The 14,112-nt window shown below is 72.7% G+C and carries 16 protein-coding genes; 3 read left to right on the top strand and 13 right to left on the bottom strand.

Annotation, left to right across the window (positions count from 1 at the left end):
- Nucleotides 1-45: 45 nt before the first annotated feature.
- Together ABD437_RS42120 and ABD437_RS42125 are read right to left on the bottom strand one after the other, a co-directional pair.
- Nucleotides 46-291, bottom strand: a complete 246-nt coding sequence (locus ABD437_RS42120; protein WP_425558388.1) for an AzlD domain-containing protein — start codon at nucleotides 289-291, stop codon at nucleotides 46-48.
- A gap of 56 nt (nucleotides 292-347) precedes the next feature.
- Complete coding sequence (locus tag ABD437_RS42125) at nucleotides 348-1,001, bottom strand: AzlC family ABC transporter permease (protein ID WP_344654597.1); 654 nt, start codon at nucleotides 999-1,001, stop codon at nucleotides 348-350.
- A gap of 66 nt (nucleotides 1,002-1,067) precedes the next feature.
- On the opposite strand from ABD437_RS42125, the gene ABD437_RS42130 reads away from it, so the two are divergent.
- On the top strand, nucleotides 1,068-2,213 hold the full coding sequence (locus ABD437_RS42130; RefSeq protein WP_344654598.1) for an Mrp/NBP35 family ATP-binding protein: 1,146 nt from the start codon (nucleotides 1,068-1,070) through the stop codon (nucleotides 2,211-2,213).
- A gap of 66 nt (nucleotides 2,214-2,279) precedes the next feature.
- Here the strand turns inward: ABD437_RS42130 and ABD437_RS42135 are convergent, their stop codons facing one another.
- The 5 genes from ABD437_RS42135 to sigE all read right to left on the bottom strand — a co-directional run bounded on the left by ABD437_RS42135 (nucleotide 2,280) and on the right by sigE (nucleotide 6,827).
- On the bottom strand, nucleotides 2,280-2,687 hold the full coding sequence (locus tag ABD437_RS42135) for a sec-independent translocase (RefSeq protein ID WP_344654599.1): 408 nt from the start codon (nucleotides 2,685-2,687) through the stop codon (nucleotides 2,280-2,282).
- 111 nt (nucleotides 2,688-2,798) lie between these two features.
- Entirely contained in the window at nucleotides 2,799-4,058 is a 1,260-nt protein-coding gene (locus ABD437_RS42140; protein ID WP_425558389.1) for a S1C family serine protease, read from the bottom strand.
- Nucleotides 4,059-4,450: 392 nt separating this feature from the next.
- Nucleotides 4,451-5,614: a sigma-E factor regulatory protein RseB domain-containing protein gene (locus tag ABD437_RS42145; protein ID WP_344654601.1), complete on the bottom strand. Its 1,164-nt coding sequence runs from the start codon at nucleotides 5,612-5,614 to the stop codon at nucleotides 4,451-4,453.
- Nucleotides 5,611-6,225, bottom strand: a complete 615-nt coding sequence (locus ABD437_RS42150; protein ID WP_344654602.1) for an anti-sigma factor family protein — start codon at nucleotides 6,223-6,225, stop codon at nucleotides 5,611-5,613. The genes ABD437_RS42145 and ABD437_RS42150 overlap by 4 nt, the downstream gene beginning before the upstream one ends.
- Complete coding sequence (sigE, locus tag ABD437_RS42155) at nucleotides 6,222-6,827, bottom strand: RNA polymerase sigma factor SigE (RefSeq protein ID WP_344654603.1); 606 nt, start codon at nucleotides 6,825-6,827, stop codon at nucleotides 6,222-6,224. The genes ABD437_RS42150 and sigE overlap by 4 nt, the downstream gene beginning before the upstream one ends.
- A gap of 214 nt (nucleotides 6,828-7,041) precedes the next feature.
- Between sigE and ABD437_RS42160 the strand changes: the two genes are divergently transcribed.
- On the top strand, nucleotides 7,042-7,686 hold the full coding sequence (locus ABD437_RS42160; RefSeq protein WP_344654604.1) for an O-methyltransferase: 645 nt from the start codon (nucleotides 7,042-7,044) through the stop codon (nucleotides 7,684-7,686).
- On the opposite strand, the gene glgC is transcribed toward ABD437_RS42160, so the two are convergent.
- Nucleotides 7,683-8,897, bottom strand: a complete 1,215-nt coding sequence (glgC, locus tag ABD437_RS42165) for a glucose-1-phosphate adenylyltransferase (protein WP_344654605.1) — start codon at nucleotides 8,895-8,897, stop codon at nucleotides 7,683-7,685. The two genes, ABD437_RS42160 and glgC, sit on opposite strands and share 4 nt — an antisense overlap.
- 125 nt (nucleotides 8,898-9,022) lie before the next feature.
- Here glgC and glgA point away from each other — a divergent pair, with 125 nt between their 5' ends.
- Complete coding sequence (glgA, locus tag ABD437_RS42170) at nucleotides 9,023-10,174, top strand: glycogen synthase (RefSeq protein ID WP_344654606.1); 1,152 nt, start codon at nucleotides 9,023-9,025, stop codon at nucleotides 10,172-10,174.
- Here glgA and ABD437_RS42175 read toward each other — a convergent pair.
- The 5 genes from ABD437_RS42175 to ABD437_RS42195 form a co-directional block, all read right to left on the bottom strand.
- Entirely contained in the window at nucleotides 10,171-11,886 is a 1,716-nt protein-coding gene (locus tag ABD437_RS42175) for a leucyl aminopeptidase (RefSeq protein WP_344654607.1), read from the bottom strand. The two genes, glgA and ABD437_RS42175, sit on opposite strands and share 4 nt — an antisense overlap.
- A gap of 162 nt (nucleotides 11,887-12,048) precedes the next feature.
- Nucleotides 12,049-12,216 (bottom strand): DUF3117 domain-containing protein, encoded by a 168-nt coding sequence (locus ABD437_RS42180; protein ID WP_344654608.1) that lies wholly within the window; start codon nucleotides 12,214-12,216, stop codon nucleotides 12,049-12,051.
- A gap of 242 nt (nucleotides 12,217-12,458) precedes the next feature.
- A complete protein-coding gene (locus ABD437_RS42185; protein WP_344654609.1) occupies nucleotides 12,459-13,052 on the bottom strand; it encodes a DNA-3-methyladenine glycosylase I in 594 nt (197 codons plus the stop codon).
- A complete protein-coding gene (locus ABD437_RS42190) occupies nucleotides 13,049-13,558 on the bottom strand; it encodes an SRPBCC family protein (RefSeq protein ID WP_344654610.1) in 510 nt (169 codons plus the stop codon). Before ABD437_RS42190 ends, ABD437_RS42185 begins: the two co-directional genes overlap by 4 nt.
- Nucleotides 13,555-14,094: a hypothetical protein gene (locus ABD437_RS42195; RefSeq protein WP_344654611.1), complete on the bottom strand. Its 540-nt coding sequence runs from the start codon at nucleotides 14,092-14,094 to the stop codon at nucleotides 13,555-13,557. The genes ABD437_RS42190 and ABD437_RS42195 overlap by 4 nt, the downstream gene beginning before the upstream one ends.
- Between the last annotated feature and the right edge of the window lie 18 nt (nucleotides 14,095-14,112).

Raw genomic sequence — 14,112 nt, forward strand, 5'->3', positions numbered from 1 at the left:
CGGCCGCCGAGGGCCGGCGGGACACCGACGGCCGCCGGGCCAAACTCAGCCGCTGACCGCGCGGACGAGCGCCGCGGTGGCGGCGGCCAGGACGACCACCAGCAGGAACGGCGCCCGGAACAGCACCGCGACGGCGGCGACCGCGACACCGGCCGCGCGGGCGTCGAGCACGAGCGCGCGGCCGTTCCCGAACGTCTGCGCCGCGACCAGGGCCGCCAGCAGGGCGACCGGCAGCAGGGTCGCGATCCGCAGCACCCGGGGATCGTCCAGCCAGGCCGAGGGCAACGACATCCCGACGACCTTGAACAGGTAACAGCCCGCCGCCGCGAGCCCGAGCGCGACCCAGATCACCGGGTCCTCACCGCGACCAGGACCCCGAACGAGGCGAGCAGGACGGGGACGCCCGGCGGGAGCCACGGCGTGGCCAGCAACGCGATCACGGCACCGGCGGCGGCCACGCGCCACACCCCGCCCCCCTCGCGCAGGCGCGGTGCGAGCAACGCGAGGAACCCCGCCGGAGCGGCGGCGTCCAGCCCGAGCACCGCCGGGTCGCCGACCGCGGTCGCCCCGACCGCGCCGATCAGCGTCGCGAGGTTCCACAGCACGAACACGCTCGTCGCGGTCGAGACGAACGCCAGCCGCGCGGCCCGCGGCTCGGGGCGCGCCAACGCCATCGCCGCGGACTCGTCGATCATCCCCTGCGCGGCGACCAGCCGGCGCCAGCCGGTCCAGCCCAGCACCCCCGAGAGCCGCACGCCGTACAGCGCGTTGCGTGCCCCGAGCAGCAGCGCCGAACCGACGGCCGCGGCGGCCCCGCCCCCCGCACCGATCACTCCGACCAGCGCGAACTGACTCGCCCCGGTGAAGACCAGCAGGCTGCTCAGGCACGTCTGCAGGACGCTGAACCCGGCCGCGACGCCGGCCGCCCCGAACGCGACCCCGTACGCGCCCGTGGCCATCCCCACCGCGACCGCGTCCCGCACGATGCTTCTGCGCTCCATGGCCGAACCGTAGATCGCGCCCGGGCAGGACTGGCCGGACCCCTACCCGCACGTAGAGTAGGGCTCATGGCGCTCTCCTCCACGCTCCCCGACGAAGCCGAGATCCGGACCGCGCTCGCGGGGGTCAACGACCCCGAGATCAAACGGCCGATCACGGATCTGGGCATGGTGGAGTCCGTCGCCATCCACTCCGACGGCGTCGTCGAGGTCGCGGTGCTGCTCACCGTGGCCGGCTGCCCGATGCGCGACACGCTCACCAACGACGTCACCGCCGCCGTGGCGAAGGTCTCCGGCGTCACGAACGTCCGGGTGAACTTCGGCGTCATGAGCGACGCCCAGCGCAAGGAGCTGCAGTCGTCGCTGCGCGGCGGCAAGGGCGAGCCGGTGATCCCGTTCGCCCAGCCCGGTTCGCTCACCCGGGTCTACGCGGTGGCCTCGGGCAAGGGCGGCGTCGGCAAGTCGTCGGTGACCGTGAACCTGGCGGCCGCGCTGGCCGCGCGCGGGTTGTCGGTCGGCGTGGTCGACGCGGACATCTACGGGTTCTCGGTGCCGCGCATGCTCGGCGTCGAGGGGCGCCCGACGCAGGTCGAGCAGATGATCATGCCGCCGCAGGCCCACGGCGTGAAGGTGATCTCGATCGGCATGTTCACGCCGGGCAACACCGCCGTGGTGTGGCGCGGGCCGATGCTGCACCGGGCGCTGCAGCAGTTCCTCGCCGACGTGTTCTGGGGCGACCTGGACGTGCTGCTGATGGACCTGCCGCCGGGCACCGGTGACATCGCGATCTCGGTGGCGCAGCTGGTGCCGAACGCGGAGATCCTCGTCGTGACGACACCGCAGCAGGCCGCGGCCGAGGTGGCGGAGCGCGCGGGGTCGATCGCGCTGCAGACGCACCAGCGGCTCGTGGGTGTGGTCGAGAACATGTCGTGGCTCGAGCTGCCGAACGGCGAGCGGATGGACGTGTTCGGGTCCGGAGGTGGTGAGGCCGTGTCCGCGGCGCTCAGCCGGACGCTCGGGGCGCAGGTGCCGCTGCTCGGGCAGATCCCGCTGGACCCGCGCGTACGCGAGGGCGGCGACTCGGGTGTGCCCCTGGTACTCGCCGACCCCGAGGCCCCGGCCGCGAAGGCCCTCCGTGCCGTCTCCGACAAGCTGGCCGTCCGCCAGCGAGGCCTCGCCGGAATGTCCCTGGGCCTCAGCCCGGCCCGCCGCTGATCTCCGCGCCGCCGACCGAATGAATCAGCCCCCTGCCCATGAGGGCAGGGGGCTGGTTTGTTCGCGTCAGGTCGCGTCGCTGTCGTACCGAGCCGCTCGGGATTCGGGTGTGGCGGGGTGGGCCTTGCCGTTCTTGGCGGCGCCGTCGTCGCGGTAGGCCTCGGTCACCTCGTCGACGTGCTGCAGTTCCTCGAAGTCACGCATCGCGTCCTTCAGCGGCTTACGCAGCGCCGCCTCGTCCTCCTCGCTGAGGAGGTGCTTGCGCACGAACCGCTTCGGGTGCAGATCTTCGATCTCGAAGTCGGTCCCGAGCTCGTCACGCAGCTCGGCGCTGGCCCCGCGGGCCATCTGCCGGAGCGTACGGAGCATCCGCCCCGCCTCGCCGATCACCTTCGGCAGCCGATCGGGCCCGAACACGAACAGCCCGATCAGCGCCAGGACGATGATCTCCCACCAACCGAGATTCTCGAACACCGCTGCTCCTCACCGCGGTCACCGCCGTGTCGACAGCTCGGTACCTGGCCGCTCAACCGCAGCCTAAACCGTGCCCCGAACGACCGGCAGACCACCCGGCTGTGGATCCTCTTACTTCTGCCCCAACGTCACCGTCGCCGTGACGGTCTGCCCGCCACGGCGATACGTGACCCCGACCTTCGTGCCCGGCGCCTGCTTGCGAACCAGGGCGATGAGCGCCACGCCGTCCTCGATCGGCCGATCCGCGAACTTCGTCACGATGTCCCCGGCCTTCAACCCGGCCTTCTCCGCCGGACCGCCCGCGACCACCGTGCTGAGCGGCGCGCCGCCCTCGGTCTGGTCGCCGCTCAGCGCGATCTCCGCGCCGATGATCGTCGTCCGGGCCTCCCCGGTGCCGATGATCTGCTCGGCGATGCGCTTGGCCTGGTTGATCGGGATCGCGAAGCCGATACCGATGTTGCCGCTCGTGCTCGACCCACCCTGGCTCGGCAGCGCGGCGATCGCGGAGTTGACGCCGATCACCCGGCCGGCCCCGTCGACGAGCGGGCCGCCGGAATTACCCGGGTTGATCGCCGCGTCGGTCTGGATCGCCGCGAGGTAGGCCGCGTCGTCACCACCGGCCTGGTTGCCGCCGCTCTCCCCGGCGGTGCGGACCGGGCGGTCCACCGCGCTGACGATGCCGCTGGTGACGGTGTCGGCCAGCCCGAGCGGCGAGCCGAACGCCACGGTCGGGTCGCCGATCGCGATCTTGTCCGAGTCACCGAACCGGACCGGCTTCAGGTTGTCCTTGTCGATCTTGAGCACCGCGATGTCGGACCCGACGTCACGGCCGACGATCGTCGCGGCGGCCGAGGACCCGTCGGAGAACACCACCCGGAGCGTGCCGCCGGAAGCAGCCGGAGCGGCGACGTGGTTGTTCGTGAGGATGTGCCCCTCGGCGTCGATGACGAAGCCGGACCCGTTGCCGTTGCCGCTGGCCGACCGGATCACCACGGTGACGACGCTGGGCTGCACGGTCTTCGCGATGCCGGCCAGCGACGTCGGCGGGCGCTCGGCCAGCGGCGGCGTGGAGCCCGAACTGCTGCCGAGCGAGAACGAGTTGCCGGCCGTGCGCGCGGCGACCACGTAACCGAGCGCACCGCCGAGCAGACCGGCGACGACGGCCACCACGATCGAGACCAGCATCATCGAGCCCATGCCGCCCCGGCGCGACGGCCCGTCGGACCCCATCGGCGGAGGCGACGGCGGCACCGGGCCGGGCGGCGTCGGCGCCAGCCAGGACGGCGACGCGGACGGATCACGCCAGGGGTCACGCGCGCCGGCCTGCGACCAGAACGGCGAACCGGGCGGCGGCGAGCCCGCACCGGGCACCGCCTGCGTGGGCTGCTGGCCGTAGGAGGGCTGCGACCCGTAGGACGACTGCGGCCCGTAGGACGACTGCTGCCCGTACGCGGGCTGCCCCGGGTAACCCGACGACGGGTAACCACCCGAACGGGGCTGAGCGGGCACGCTACCGGTGTTGTAGGCCTCGGACGGGGGTGCGTACCCCGGGTCGGGCTGCGGATCGATCCACGGCGAGCCGCCTGCGCCGCGACTCGGCGTGCCCTCTGCTGACGGCACGCCGGACACCGGCGGTTCGGCCGGTCGTCCGTCGACCCGGCTCGCGTCGGTCAAAGGGGTACCTCCGCCTCGGAACGCCAGGCCCGGTCGCTCGGCGTTTCCTCCAGTGTTCCTTGCTCGGTCCACGAATGCACACGGGCGGATCAGTGGAAAGGATCGACCCAGGATCCCACTCGGCGGATGCCCTTACTCATTCGGGCGAGTACGCCGGTGTCCTCCGCTACCGTCGGCAGCGACCCGACCACGGTCGTGACGGTGGCATCCGAAGCATCGGTGACCAGCGTATACACCATCCCCGACCCGGCCCAGCTGAGCTCGCGGTAGAGCCCGCAGCGCAGGTACACCTCGGTGTCGCCGACCTGCTGCCTGCTGAAGCCGCCGGGCACCGCGGAATCCAACCGGCCGCGCTGGGCGAAGAGCGAGAGCGCGAACAGCCCGTCGGAGTAGCTCAGCTGGATCGACCGGTCCGCCCCGGTGCCCACCGTGCGCGCGCAGACCCGCGTCAGCCCGGCGAGCTGCGTCCCGGGAAGGTCCCAGCCCTGGCCGTCGAGCTCGGCCAGCTGACGGGCCGACAACCCACCGGCGCACTCGTCCGGCCCGGCGGGGGCCGCGGGGGGCGGCGTCGACGTGGTGGGCAGGACGCTCAGGCCGGTGAACGTCGTCCGGCGGATCACCCGGCCGGCGGTGTCGAGCAGCTCACGCTGGACGGCGAGCCCGGTCGCGTCGTCGAGCCAGATCCGGCCGACGATCGTGCCGCTCAGCCGCAGGACGTCGACCCGGGTGACCGGCCGCTCGAGCATCCGCTCGGCCGCCGCGACCTGGATCTGGTAGGCCGACGTGAGCGTGTCGAGCGTCTCGTCGGAGAGGTCGAAGCTGTCCTCGGCGGTATCGATCTGGACGCCGCGCTGACCGCTCGCGCTGCGTGCCGACCCCTCGTCCGAGGCCACCGTGACGCCCTGCCCCGGCACGTTGCGGACGAACGCCGTCGCGGTCAGCTCGCCCCACCGCGACCAGCTCCGGAAGAGCTTCGTGCCCTGGTAGCTGGTCTCGGACTGCGCGCGGCCGGCCCGGCGCAACAGCCGGAGCGCCTCCTGCTCGGCCGGGCCCAGCGGCCGGCCGGCCGTGAACGGCGTGCTGCGCGGGGCGGAACCGCCGGACTGACCGGCGCCGAGCGTCTCGGTGGGCGCGGGGACGAACAGGTAGACGCCGGTGGAGCACACCACGGCGCCGAGGGCACCGGCGCCCACCACCAGCACCAGGCGTCGGGCCGCACGCAGCAGCCCGGCGCGTGGGTCGACCAGTTTCACTCGTCGGTGTCCGCGACGTCGACGACCGAGGCCTCCCGATCGCCGCCGGGCACGCCACTGGTGACCGCGCCGTGCTCCTTGATGTACGTCAGGACCGGCGGGTTGACGGTGCTGGTGGGCTGGTCGCCGCCGAGGACGACCACGGTGCCGAGGCTCAGCGCGAACGCGGCGACGCCACCGACCGCGGTGGCGACGACGCTGCGGCGCAGGCGGCGGCCGGCCGGACGGGCGCCACCCGGACGACGCCCGGACGGACGACGCCGGCCCGGAGCGACGGAGATCGGCCGGCGACCGGACACCGGACGACCGGCGGGCGCGACCGACCGGAAGCTGGCCTCCAGGCGCACCGGCGGCAGCTCCGGGGTGGCCCGCTCGGTGGGCGTGCACTCGGGCAGCGCCCGGAGCCGCTCGAGCAGCGAATCGGGGCACGGCGGCGGCGCGAGCCTGGCCAGCCGGGCCTTGACCTGGCGGTGTCCCTCGACCTCGGCCCGGCACTCGACGCAGTGGGCCAGGTGGACGAGGACCCGGTCGCGGGTCGTCGGGTCGAGCGCGTCGTCGGCGAAGGCGGACGCGAGCTCTCCGAGGTGCGGGTCTCGGCGCGGTGCGGTCATGAAACACCGTCCACGGGGTTGGAGCTGCGCGGTGCGCGGTGGGCCAGTGCCTCGCGGAGCTGGCTGCGGCCGCGGTGGATTCGGCTGCGCACGGTGCCGAGCTTCACGCCGAGCGTCGCCGCGATCTCCTCGTAGGAGAGACCCTCGATGTCGCAGAGCACGACCGGGGCCCGGAAGTCCGGCGGCAACGCGGCCAGCGCACGCTGGACGTCGTCGTCGAGGTTCTCGTCGATGTAGACCTGTTCGGGGCTGCGCTCGCGGCCGGGCACCCGCTCGGCGTCCTCGGGCAGCGCCTCGAACCGGATCCGGGCCCGGCGCCGGGCCAGGTCGAGGAAGAGGTTGGTGGTGATCCGGTGCAGCCAGCCCTCGAACGTGCCGGGGCGGTAGCGGTCGAGCGCGCGGAAGACCCGGACGAAGACCTCCTGCGTGAGGTCCTCGGCGTCGGGCCGGTTGCCGGTGAGGCGGTAGGCCAGCCGGTAGACACGCGCGGAGTGCTCGCGAACGACCTCGTCCCACGCGGGTGGGTCCCAGCTCACGGGCTCGGTGAAGTTGGCCTGGGCGGGAACCGAATCGTCAGCGGAGTCCCCGGAGGCTGGCACCAAGGCGACCTCCTTCTCAGGCGCTACAGGTGTGATCACCATTGTGCCCGGGCCCTCCCAATTCTCGCTGAGACGCGGCTGAGGAAACTCACGCCGCACCAGTGCCTTCCTGCCTGCCAACGGATCGCAGGCTCAGCGCGTTCCCCTACCCTGTCCGAGGCGACGCTGGGACGGGAGGACTGTGATGGATGCCTCAGCGCGCCCTGGTCCGCCTTCCATGCCCGATAGATCCGGCAATTCCGGGCTCGGCCTGGGGCGGTTGGACGTCGCGGCGGAGGACTCGATCCTCACCGCCGCGCGGGCCCGGGCCGAGGAACTCGGCTGCCTGGCGATCTCACCCGACTGCGGCGCCGCTCTCCGCCTGCTGGCCGCCGCGATGCGCGCCAGGGCGGTCGTCGAGGTCGGTACCGGCACCGGCGTCAGCGGGCTGTGGGTGCTCCGCGGCATGCGCCCCGACGGCATCCTGACCAGCATCGACGCCGAAGCGGAGCTGCAGAGCGCGGCCCGGTTGGCGTTCCGCGAGGCCGGCGTACCGGCCAGCCGCGCCCGGCTGATCAACGGCCGGGCGCTCGACGTGCTCCCCCGGCTGGCCGACGGCTACTACGACATGGTGCTGATCAGCGACGCACCCGTCGCCGAGTACCCGGAGTACCTGGTGGAGTCGCTCCGGCTCCTACGGCCGGGCGGCGCGGTGGCGTTCGGCGGCGTCCTGCTCGGCGGCCGGGTCGCGGACTCGTCGGTCCGCGACCCGATCACCGTGCTGCTGCGTGATCTGCTCCGCACGATCCGCGACCACCCCCGGCTGACGCCGGCGATCCTCCCGGTCGACGACGGCCTGCTGGTCGCGGTTCTGAACTCTTAGAGCTCGACGGGCTGGCCCTTGCCGAGCACGACGACGCCGCCCTCGCTCACGCGGTAATGGTGCCGGTCGAAGTCGGGGTCGACGCCGATGCGCGCACCGGGCGGCACGACCACGTTCTTGTCCAGGATCGCGTTGCGCACGATCGCGCCCTCACCGATGACGACGCCGTTGAGCAGCACGGACTCGGTGACCTCGGCCTTGGCCCCGACGAGCACGCCGGGCGAGAGCACCGAGTCGCGCACCTCACCGGTGACGATGCAGCCGGCCGAGACGATCGACTCGGTGGCCCGCCCGGTGAGCGCGAACTTCGCCGGGGGCAGCTGCGGCATGCTGGTGAGGATCGGCCAGGCCCGGTTGTAGAGGTTGAAGATCGGGTGCACGGACGCCAGGTCGCGGTGGGCCTCGTAGTACGAGTCGATCGTCCCGACGTCGCGCCAGTACCCGCGGTCACGATCGGTCTGGCCGGGCACGTCGTTGTGGGAGAAGTCGTACACCGCGGCCTCACCCTTCCCGACCAGCATCGGGATGATGTTGCCGCCCATGTCGTGCGCCGACGAGGGGTCCTCGGCGTCCAGCCGCAGCGCCTCCAGCAGCGTCTTCGTCGTGAAGACGTAGTTGCCCATCGACGCGTAGGCCACGTTCGGGTCGTCGGGGACGCCCGGCGGGTCCTTCGGCTTCTCCAGGAACTCGGTGATCGTGCGGCCGTCGTCGGCGGTCTTGATCACCCCGAACGCGGTGGCCTCGTGGCGCGGCACCCGGATGCCCGCGACCGTCACGCCGGCACCGGAGAACACGTGCTGCTCGATCATCTGCGCCGGGTCCATCCGGTACACGTGATCGGCGCCGAAGACCGCGATGTACTCCGGGTCCTCGTCGTAGACGAGGTTCAGCGACTGGTAGATCGCGTCGGCCGAACCGGTGTACCACCGGGGGCCGAGCCGCTGCTGCGCCGGCACCGGCGTCACGTAGTTGCCGAGCAGGGTGCTCATGCGCCACGTGGTGGTGATGTGCCGGTCCAGCGAGTGCGATTTGTACTGCGTCAGTACGCAGATCTTTCGAATCTCCGCATTGGCCAGATTCGAAAGCACGAAGTCGATCAGCCGATACGGACCGCCGAAGGGGACCGCGGGCTTGGCCCGGTCCGCTGTCAGCGGCATCAGCCGCTTGCCCTCGCCACCGGCCAGGACGATGCCGAGAACTGAACGTGTCACCGAGCCACCCACCATAATGCGACCCTAGTTCCCCGCAACCCGTGGACCTAGTCGCCTTCGTGGCTTCCGGTTTAACGCCGTTGACACACTCGGGAACAAACGGGTCGACACCGTAGGGTGTGCGCATGCGCGTCGCGGTCCTGACGAACGAGTACCCGCCCGAGGTGTACGGGGGGGCCGGCGTCCACGTCGACTTCCTCGTCCGAGAACTCCGCCGGCTGGTCGAGGTCGAAGTGCACTGCTTCGGCAAGCCCCGGAAGGACGCCCGCGCCTACCAGGCGCCGAGCGAGCTGGCCGACGCGAACGGCGCGCTGCGCGCCCTCGCCATCGACCTGGAGATGGCCGACGGCGTCGGCGACGTGAGCGTCATCCACTCCCACACCTGGTACGCGAACCTCGGCGGCCACCTGGCCAAGCTGCTGCACGACAAGCCGCACGTGGTCACCGCGCACTCGCTCGAGCCGCTGCGCCCGTGGAAGGCCGAACAGCTCGGCGGCGGGTACCGCATCTCGTCGTGGGCCGAGCGCACCGCGTACGAGGCGGCCGACGCCGTGATCGCGGTCAGCAACGGCATGCGTGAGGACGTCCTCGCCGCCTACCCCGCTCTGGACGCCGCCCGCATCCACGTGGTCCACAACGGCGTCGACACCGAGCTGTACGCGCCGACCACCGACGACGCCGCGCTGTCCAAGGTCGGCATCGACCCCGACCGGCCCTACATCCTCTACGTCGGCCGCATCACCAAGCAGAAGGGCATCACGCACCTGCTGGCCGCGGCCGAGCGGCTGGACAAGGACGTGCAGCTGGTGCTGTGCGCGTCGGCGCCGGACACCCCGGAGATCGCGGCCGAGGTCACCGAGCGCATCGAGCGGCTGCGCGCGAACGGGCACACGGTGCTGCACCAGGCCGAGATGCTGCCGCGCGAGGAGGTCATCTCGCTGCTCAGCCACGCGGCGGTGTTCGCCTGCCCGTCGGTGTACGAGCCGCTCGGCATCGTCAACCTGGAGGCGATGGCCTGCCGCGCACCGGTGGTGGCCAGCGCGGTCGGCGGTATCCCCGAGGTGGTGCAGGACGGCGTCACCGGGCTGCTCGTGCCCTACACGCCCGACGACCTGCCCGCGTTCGAGGCCGGCCTGTCCGACGCACTGGCGTCGGTCGTGGGCGACCCGGTCCGCGGCAACGAGCTGGGCCGCGCCGGCCGGCAGCGCGCCGTGGACCTGTTCAGCTGGGAAGCCATCGCCGAACAGACCACGACGGTCTACATGTCGCTGGGTTAGAGCGACTCGAGGTAGCGGGCCAGCGTGCGGGTGCCCCAGCCGGTGGCACCCTTGGTCAGCTCGTCGTTGGGGCCTTCGGACCAGGCCGGGCCGGACATGTCGATGTGGACCCACCGGTCGCGGGCCGCTCCGGTGAACGGCCGTAGGAACAACGCGGCGGTGGCGGTCTGCGCACCGCGTCCGCCCGAGTTGTTGGCATCCGCGACGTCCGAGTCGATCTGCTCCAGATAGTCCTCCGGCAGCGGCAGCTGCCAGACCCGCTCGCCGGCCTGCTCGGCCGCCTCGAACAGCGCCTTCGCCAGGTCGTCGTTCTCCGAGAACAACGCCGCGGTGCGCTTGCCGAGCGCGACCGACTGGCCGCCGGTCAGCGTGGCCAGATCGATGACGACGTCGGGCTGCAGGGTCGCGACCGCGTACGCCAGCGCGTCCCCGAGCACCATCCGGCCCTCGGCGTCGGTGCTGAAGATCTCCGACGTCCGCCCGCCGTAGTGGCGCACGACGTCGCCGGGGCGGTAGGCCGTGCCGCTGGGCATGTTCTCGGCCAGCGGCACCAGCACCGTGACCCGCAGCGCGAGCTCCTGCGCCGCCGCGGCGAGCACCGCGCCGACCACGGCCGCACCGCCGCCCATGTCCTTCTTCATCATCTGCATGCCCTGCGCGGGCTTGATCGAGATGCCGCCGGTGTCGAACGTGATGCCCTTGCCGACCAGCACGACGTGGCGCAGCGTGTGCAGCTCGACGCCCGGCGGCGCCCAGCGCAGTTCCAGCAGGCGCGGACCGCGGGTGGAGCCGCCGCCGACGGCGAGCACGCCGCCGAACCCGTTCGCCGCCAGCCACTCGGGGTCGCGGACCTGCACGTCGATACCGAGCACGGCGGCGCTCTCGGTGGCCTGGTCGGCGAACCACTCCGGGCTCTTGATGTTGCTCGGCGTGTTCACCAGATCGCGGGCGAACACGGTGCCGTTCGCGACCGCGCGGGCACGGGTGACGACGTCGGCGAAGCGCGCCGGGTCCTCGGTGACGACCCGGATGCTCCGCAGCGTCGACGGTTTCGGGTCCGAGGCCAGCGTGAAGCGGTAGGACGCGAGCAGCGCACCCTCGAAGAGGCCACGGACGGCGTCCGGCGTGACGTCCGCGGGGAGCGCGAGCACGACCTCGGGGTCACCGGAGGCCGCGCGGACCAGCGCGGCACCGGCCTTGCGCCAGTCCCTCTCCTCGCCGTCGCCGGTGCCGACCAGCAGCACCACGGCGGGCGAACCACCGGGCAGCGGCAGCGTGGCGACCTCGCCGGCCTTGCCCTTCGCCGGCGGTTCGGGCCGCCGCTCGTCGCCGAGCCACGCGTCGAGTGTCGCGGCCAGGCCGTCCGGGAGCGCGTACGGCGTGGTCAGGAGCACCGCTGGGGCGGCCCGCTCGTCCTCGTCGGCCTCCGTGACGTCGTCCACCGCGGTGCCCTCGACGCCGTGCGCACCCGGCTGGGCGCCGGTCACGTCGTGCGCGCCGGCGGGCGGCCCGGCGGCCCGCTCGACGTCCGCGACCGCTCCGGGCGCGTCGGCCGGTGCGGCGCCCTCGACGATCTCGGCGTCCGTCAGAGCGCCGGTCGCACCGGGCTCCGCGGCCTCCCCGGTGGGCTCGTCCGGCGCCGTCGGCAGTGCGAGCACCACCGGCGTGTCGGCGGAGTGATCGGCGACAGCCACCAGTCGGACGTCGAGCACGCGGGCTCCTCTACGAGAGTGGGTACGTCGGGGTCATTCTGCCCACGCGGGCCGGAGCGGCGTGGAGCGGCCACCCGCAACACGCGGACAACAGACAGCCGGCCCGGCCGACACGGTGCGGCTCCGTGTACGGCTGGGCCGGCTGCCCGGCTGAGCGCGTGCCTAACCTGTGACGTTCTTCAGAGCGTCCCCGAGCGCGCTGGCCTCGTCGGCGTTCATCTCGACGACGAGCCGTCCACCGCCTTCGAGCGGTACGCGCATCACGATGCCGCGGCCCTCCTTGGTGACTTCGAGCGGACCGTCACCTGTCCGCGGCTTCATGGCCGCCATCTCGTGCTCCCCTCGACCGGTAACCGTCCGTACTAGTACGGTCACTCTTTGCAGGCTCGCTGGATCTCACGTGCCCGGGACATCTCACTACTGTCTTATTCTCGCCCATACCCGCTGGCGTCCCAAACTCGACCCGGCTAAACACAGTGGACTAGCACCCGCCGGACCTGCACAAAAGGCCGTCGGCGGGGTCCGCAGGGCGCCGGAGTCCCCCTCGGGGGCGCGGAGATCGAGGTAGGTCCTTACGCCGTGTCCACGTGACAGCCCACGATGTGGTCATCGACCATACCGGTTGCCTGCATCAACGCGTACGCGGTCGTGGGGCCGACGAAGCGGAACCCACGCTTGCGCAGGCTGGTGGCGAGCACGGTCGACTCGGGCGTGGTGGCCGGCACGTCCGCCCGGGTGCGCGGCCGGGGACGCGCGGGCGGCGCGAACGACCAGAGCAGCGCGGACAGGCCCTCGGGCAGCTGCGCGGCCAGCTTCGCGTTCGCGATCGCGGCGTCGATCTTGGCCCGGTTGCGGATGATGCCGGCGTCGGCCAGCAGGCGCTCGACGTCCGCGTCGCCGAACGCGGCCACGGCCTCGATCGAGAACCCGGCGAAGGCCCGGCGGAAACCCTCCCGGCGACGCAGGATCGTCAGCCAGGAGAGGCCGGACTGGAACGCTTCGAGGCACAACCGTTCGAACAGCGCGTCGTCGCCGGTGAGACGGCGGCCCCACTCCCGGTCGTGGTATTCGACGTAGTCCTCGGTCGCGCCGGCCCAGGAACACCGCAGCCGCCCGTCGGCGCCCCGGAGCAGTCCGCGCTCGGTGGCCCCGTCGAGGGTGGTCACCGGGGCGCTGCCGCCGCGGCGGCGCGCGCGTTCACGTACCGGCGGAACCGGCGCAGGCCCACGGCCAGCGCGGCACCGGCGAGCGGGCCGGCGACCGGCCAGATGCGGTTGGCGATCGCGGGGAACGGGAGGTGGAGGTCCTCGCTCCAGGCCATCACCGTGCGTTCCGGGCCGCGTTCGGTCAACCGGAACGCACCGGGGCCGCGCACCAGACGCCCGACGTGCACGACGTCGACCCGGTGCGGTGGTTCCCAGCCGACCACGTGGAAGACGTCGAGGAAGCCCACCCGGCCGATGCCGGTGAACGCGTGCACGACGGTTCCGACGCCGCGCCCGTCGCCGGCGACGACCTCGACGCGGGTGAACGGGATCCAGCGGGCCTGCGCCGGCCAGTCGGTCGCGGCCGCGAAGACCGTGTCGACGTCCGCGTCCACGGTGACCTCGGCCTCGACCCGCCCGGGGCCGGCCACGGCCAGCTCGGCCGGGATCCCGGCGACGTCGGTCATCGCCCGCCCCCGGACCGCGGCCCGGCGATCCCGGCCTCTTCCGCTTCTTCCTCGTGCGCCTCGCGCGCCGGGCTCGGATCGGCGGTGCCGTCGTCCTTCGGGGCGGCGTCCGCGTCGGTTTCCGAGGCGGTGTCCGGTTCCGCGGAGGCCGGTGCGGGCTCGCCGGGTTCCTCGGTCTTCTCGGCGTCCCACGGGAACTCGAACGGCGGTTCCTCGTCGTCGTCGCCCTCCGACCGGCGGCCGTGCAGCTGGTCCTCGAGGTCGATGATCCGCGCGTGCAGGAAGTCGAAGTCGTCGGCGACCCGCTGGAAGATCTCGTCGACCTGGTCCATCCGGTAGCCGCGGAGCGCGGTGTCGACCCGCAGCCCGTCGACGTCGGCCCGCTCCAGCGGCCGGTCGGCGGGCAGGTCGAACGGCACACCGTCCGGCCGGGGCGGGGTCAGCCCGCGATCACGACCGAGCGTGAACGCGGCCGCACCGAACACGATGCCGGACAGGACGAGCGCGGCCACGACGACGAGGAGGAAGCTTCCCACCCCCGCATGGTGACACGT

This window comes from Cryptosporangium japonicum, from assembly GCF_039524755.1.
GTDB lineage: Bacteria > Actinomycetota > Actinomycetes > Mycobacteriales > Cryptosporangiaceae > Cryptosporangium > Cryptosporangium japonicum.

Bases quoted from the DNA above. Each gene is read 5' to 3' on its own strand.
- ABD437_RS42120 (WP_425558388.1), bottom strand. From the start codon at position 291: ATGTCGTTGCCCTCGGCCTGGCTGGACGATCCCCGGGTGCTGCGGATC.
- ABD437_RS42125 (WP_344654597.1), bottom strand. From the start codon at position 1,001: ATGGAGCGCAGAAGCATCGTGCGGGACGCGGTCGCGGTGGGGATGGCC.
- ABD437_RS42130 (WP_344654598.1), top strand. From the start codon at position 1,068: ATGGCGCTCTCCTCCACGCTCCCCGACGAAGCCGAGATCCGGACCGCG.
- ABD437_RS42150 (WP_344654602.1), bottom strand. From the start codon at position 6,225: ATGACCGCACCGCGCCGAGACCCGCACCTCGGAGAGCTCGCGTCCGCC.
- ABD437_RS42160 (WP_344654604.1), top strand. From the start codon at position 7,042: ATGCCCGATAGATCCGGCAATTCCGGGCTCGGCCTGGGGCGGTTGGAC.
- glgA (WP_344654606.1), top strand. From the start codon at position 9,023: ATGCGCGTCGCGGTCCTGACGAACGAGTACCCGCCCGAGGTGTACGGG.
- ABD437_RS42180 (WP_344654608.1), bottom strand. From the start codon at position 12,216: ATGGCGGCCATGAAGCCGCGGACAGGTGACGGTCCGCTCGAAGTCACC.
- ABD437_RS42190 (WP_344654610.1), bottom strand. From the start codon at position 13,558: ATGACCGACGTCGCCGGGATCCCGGCCGAGCTGGCCGTGGCCGGCCCC.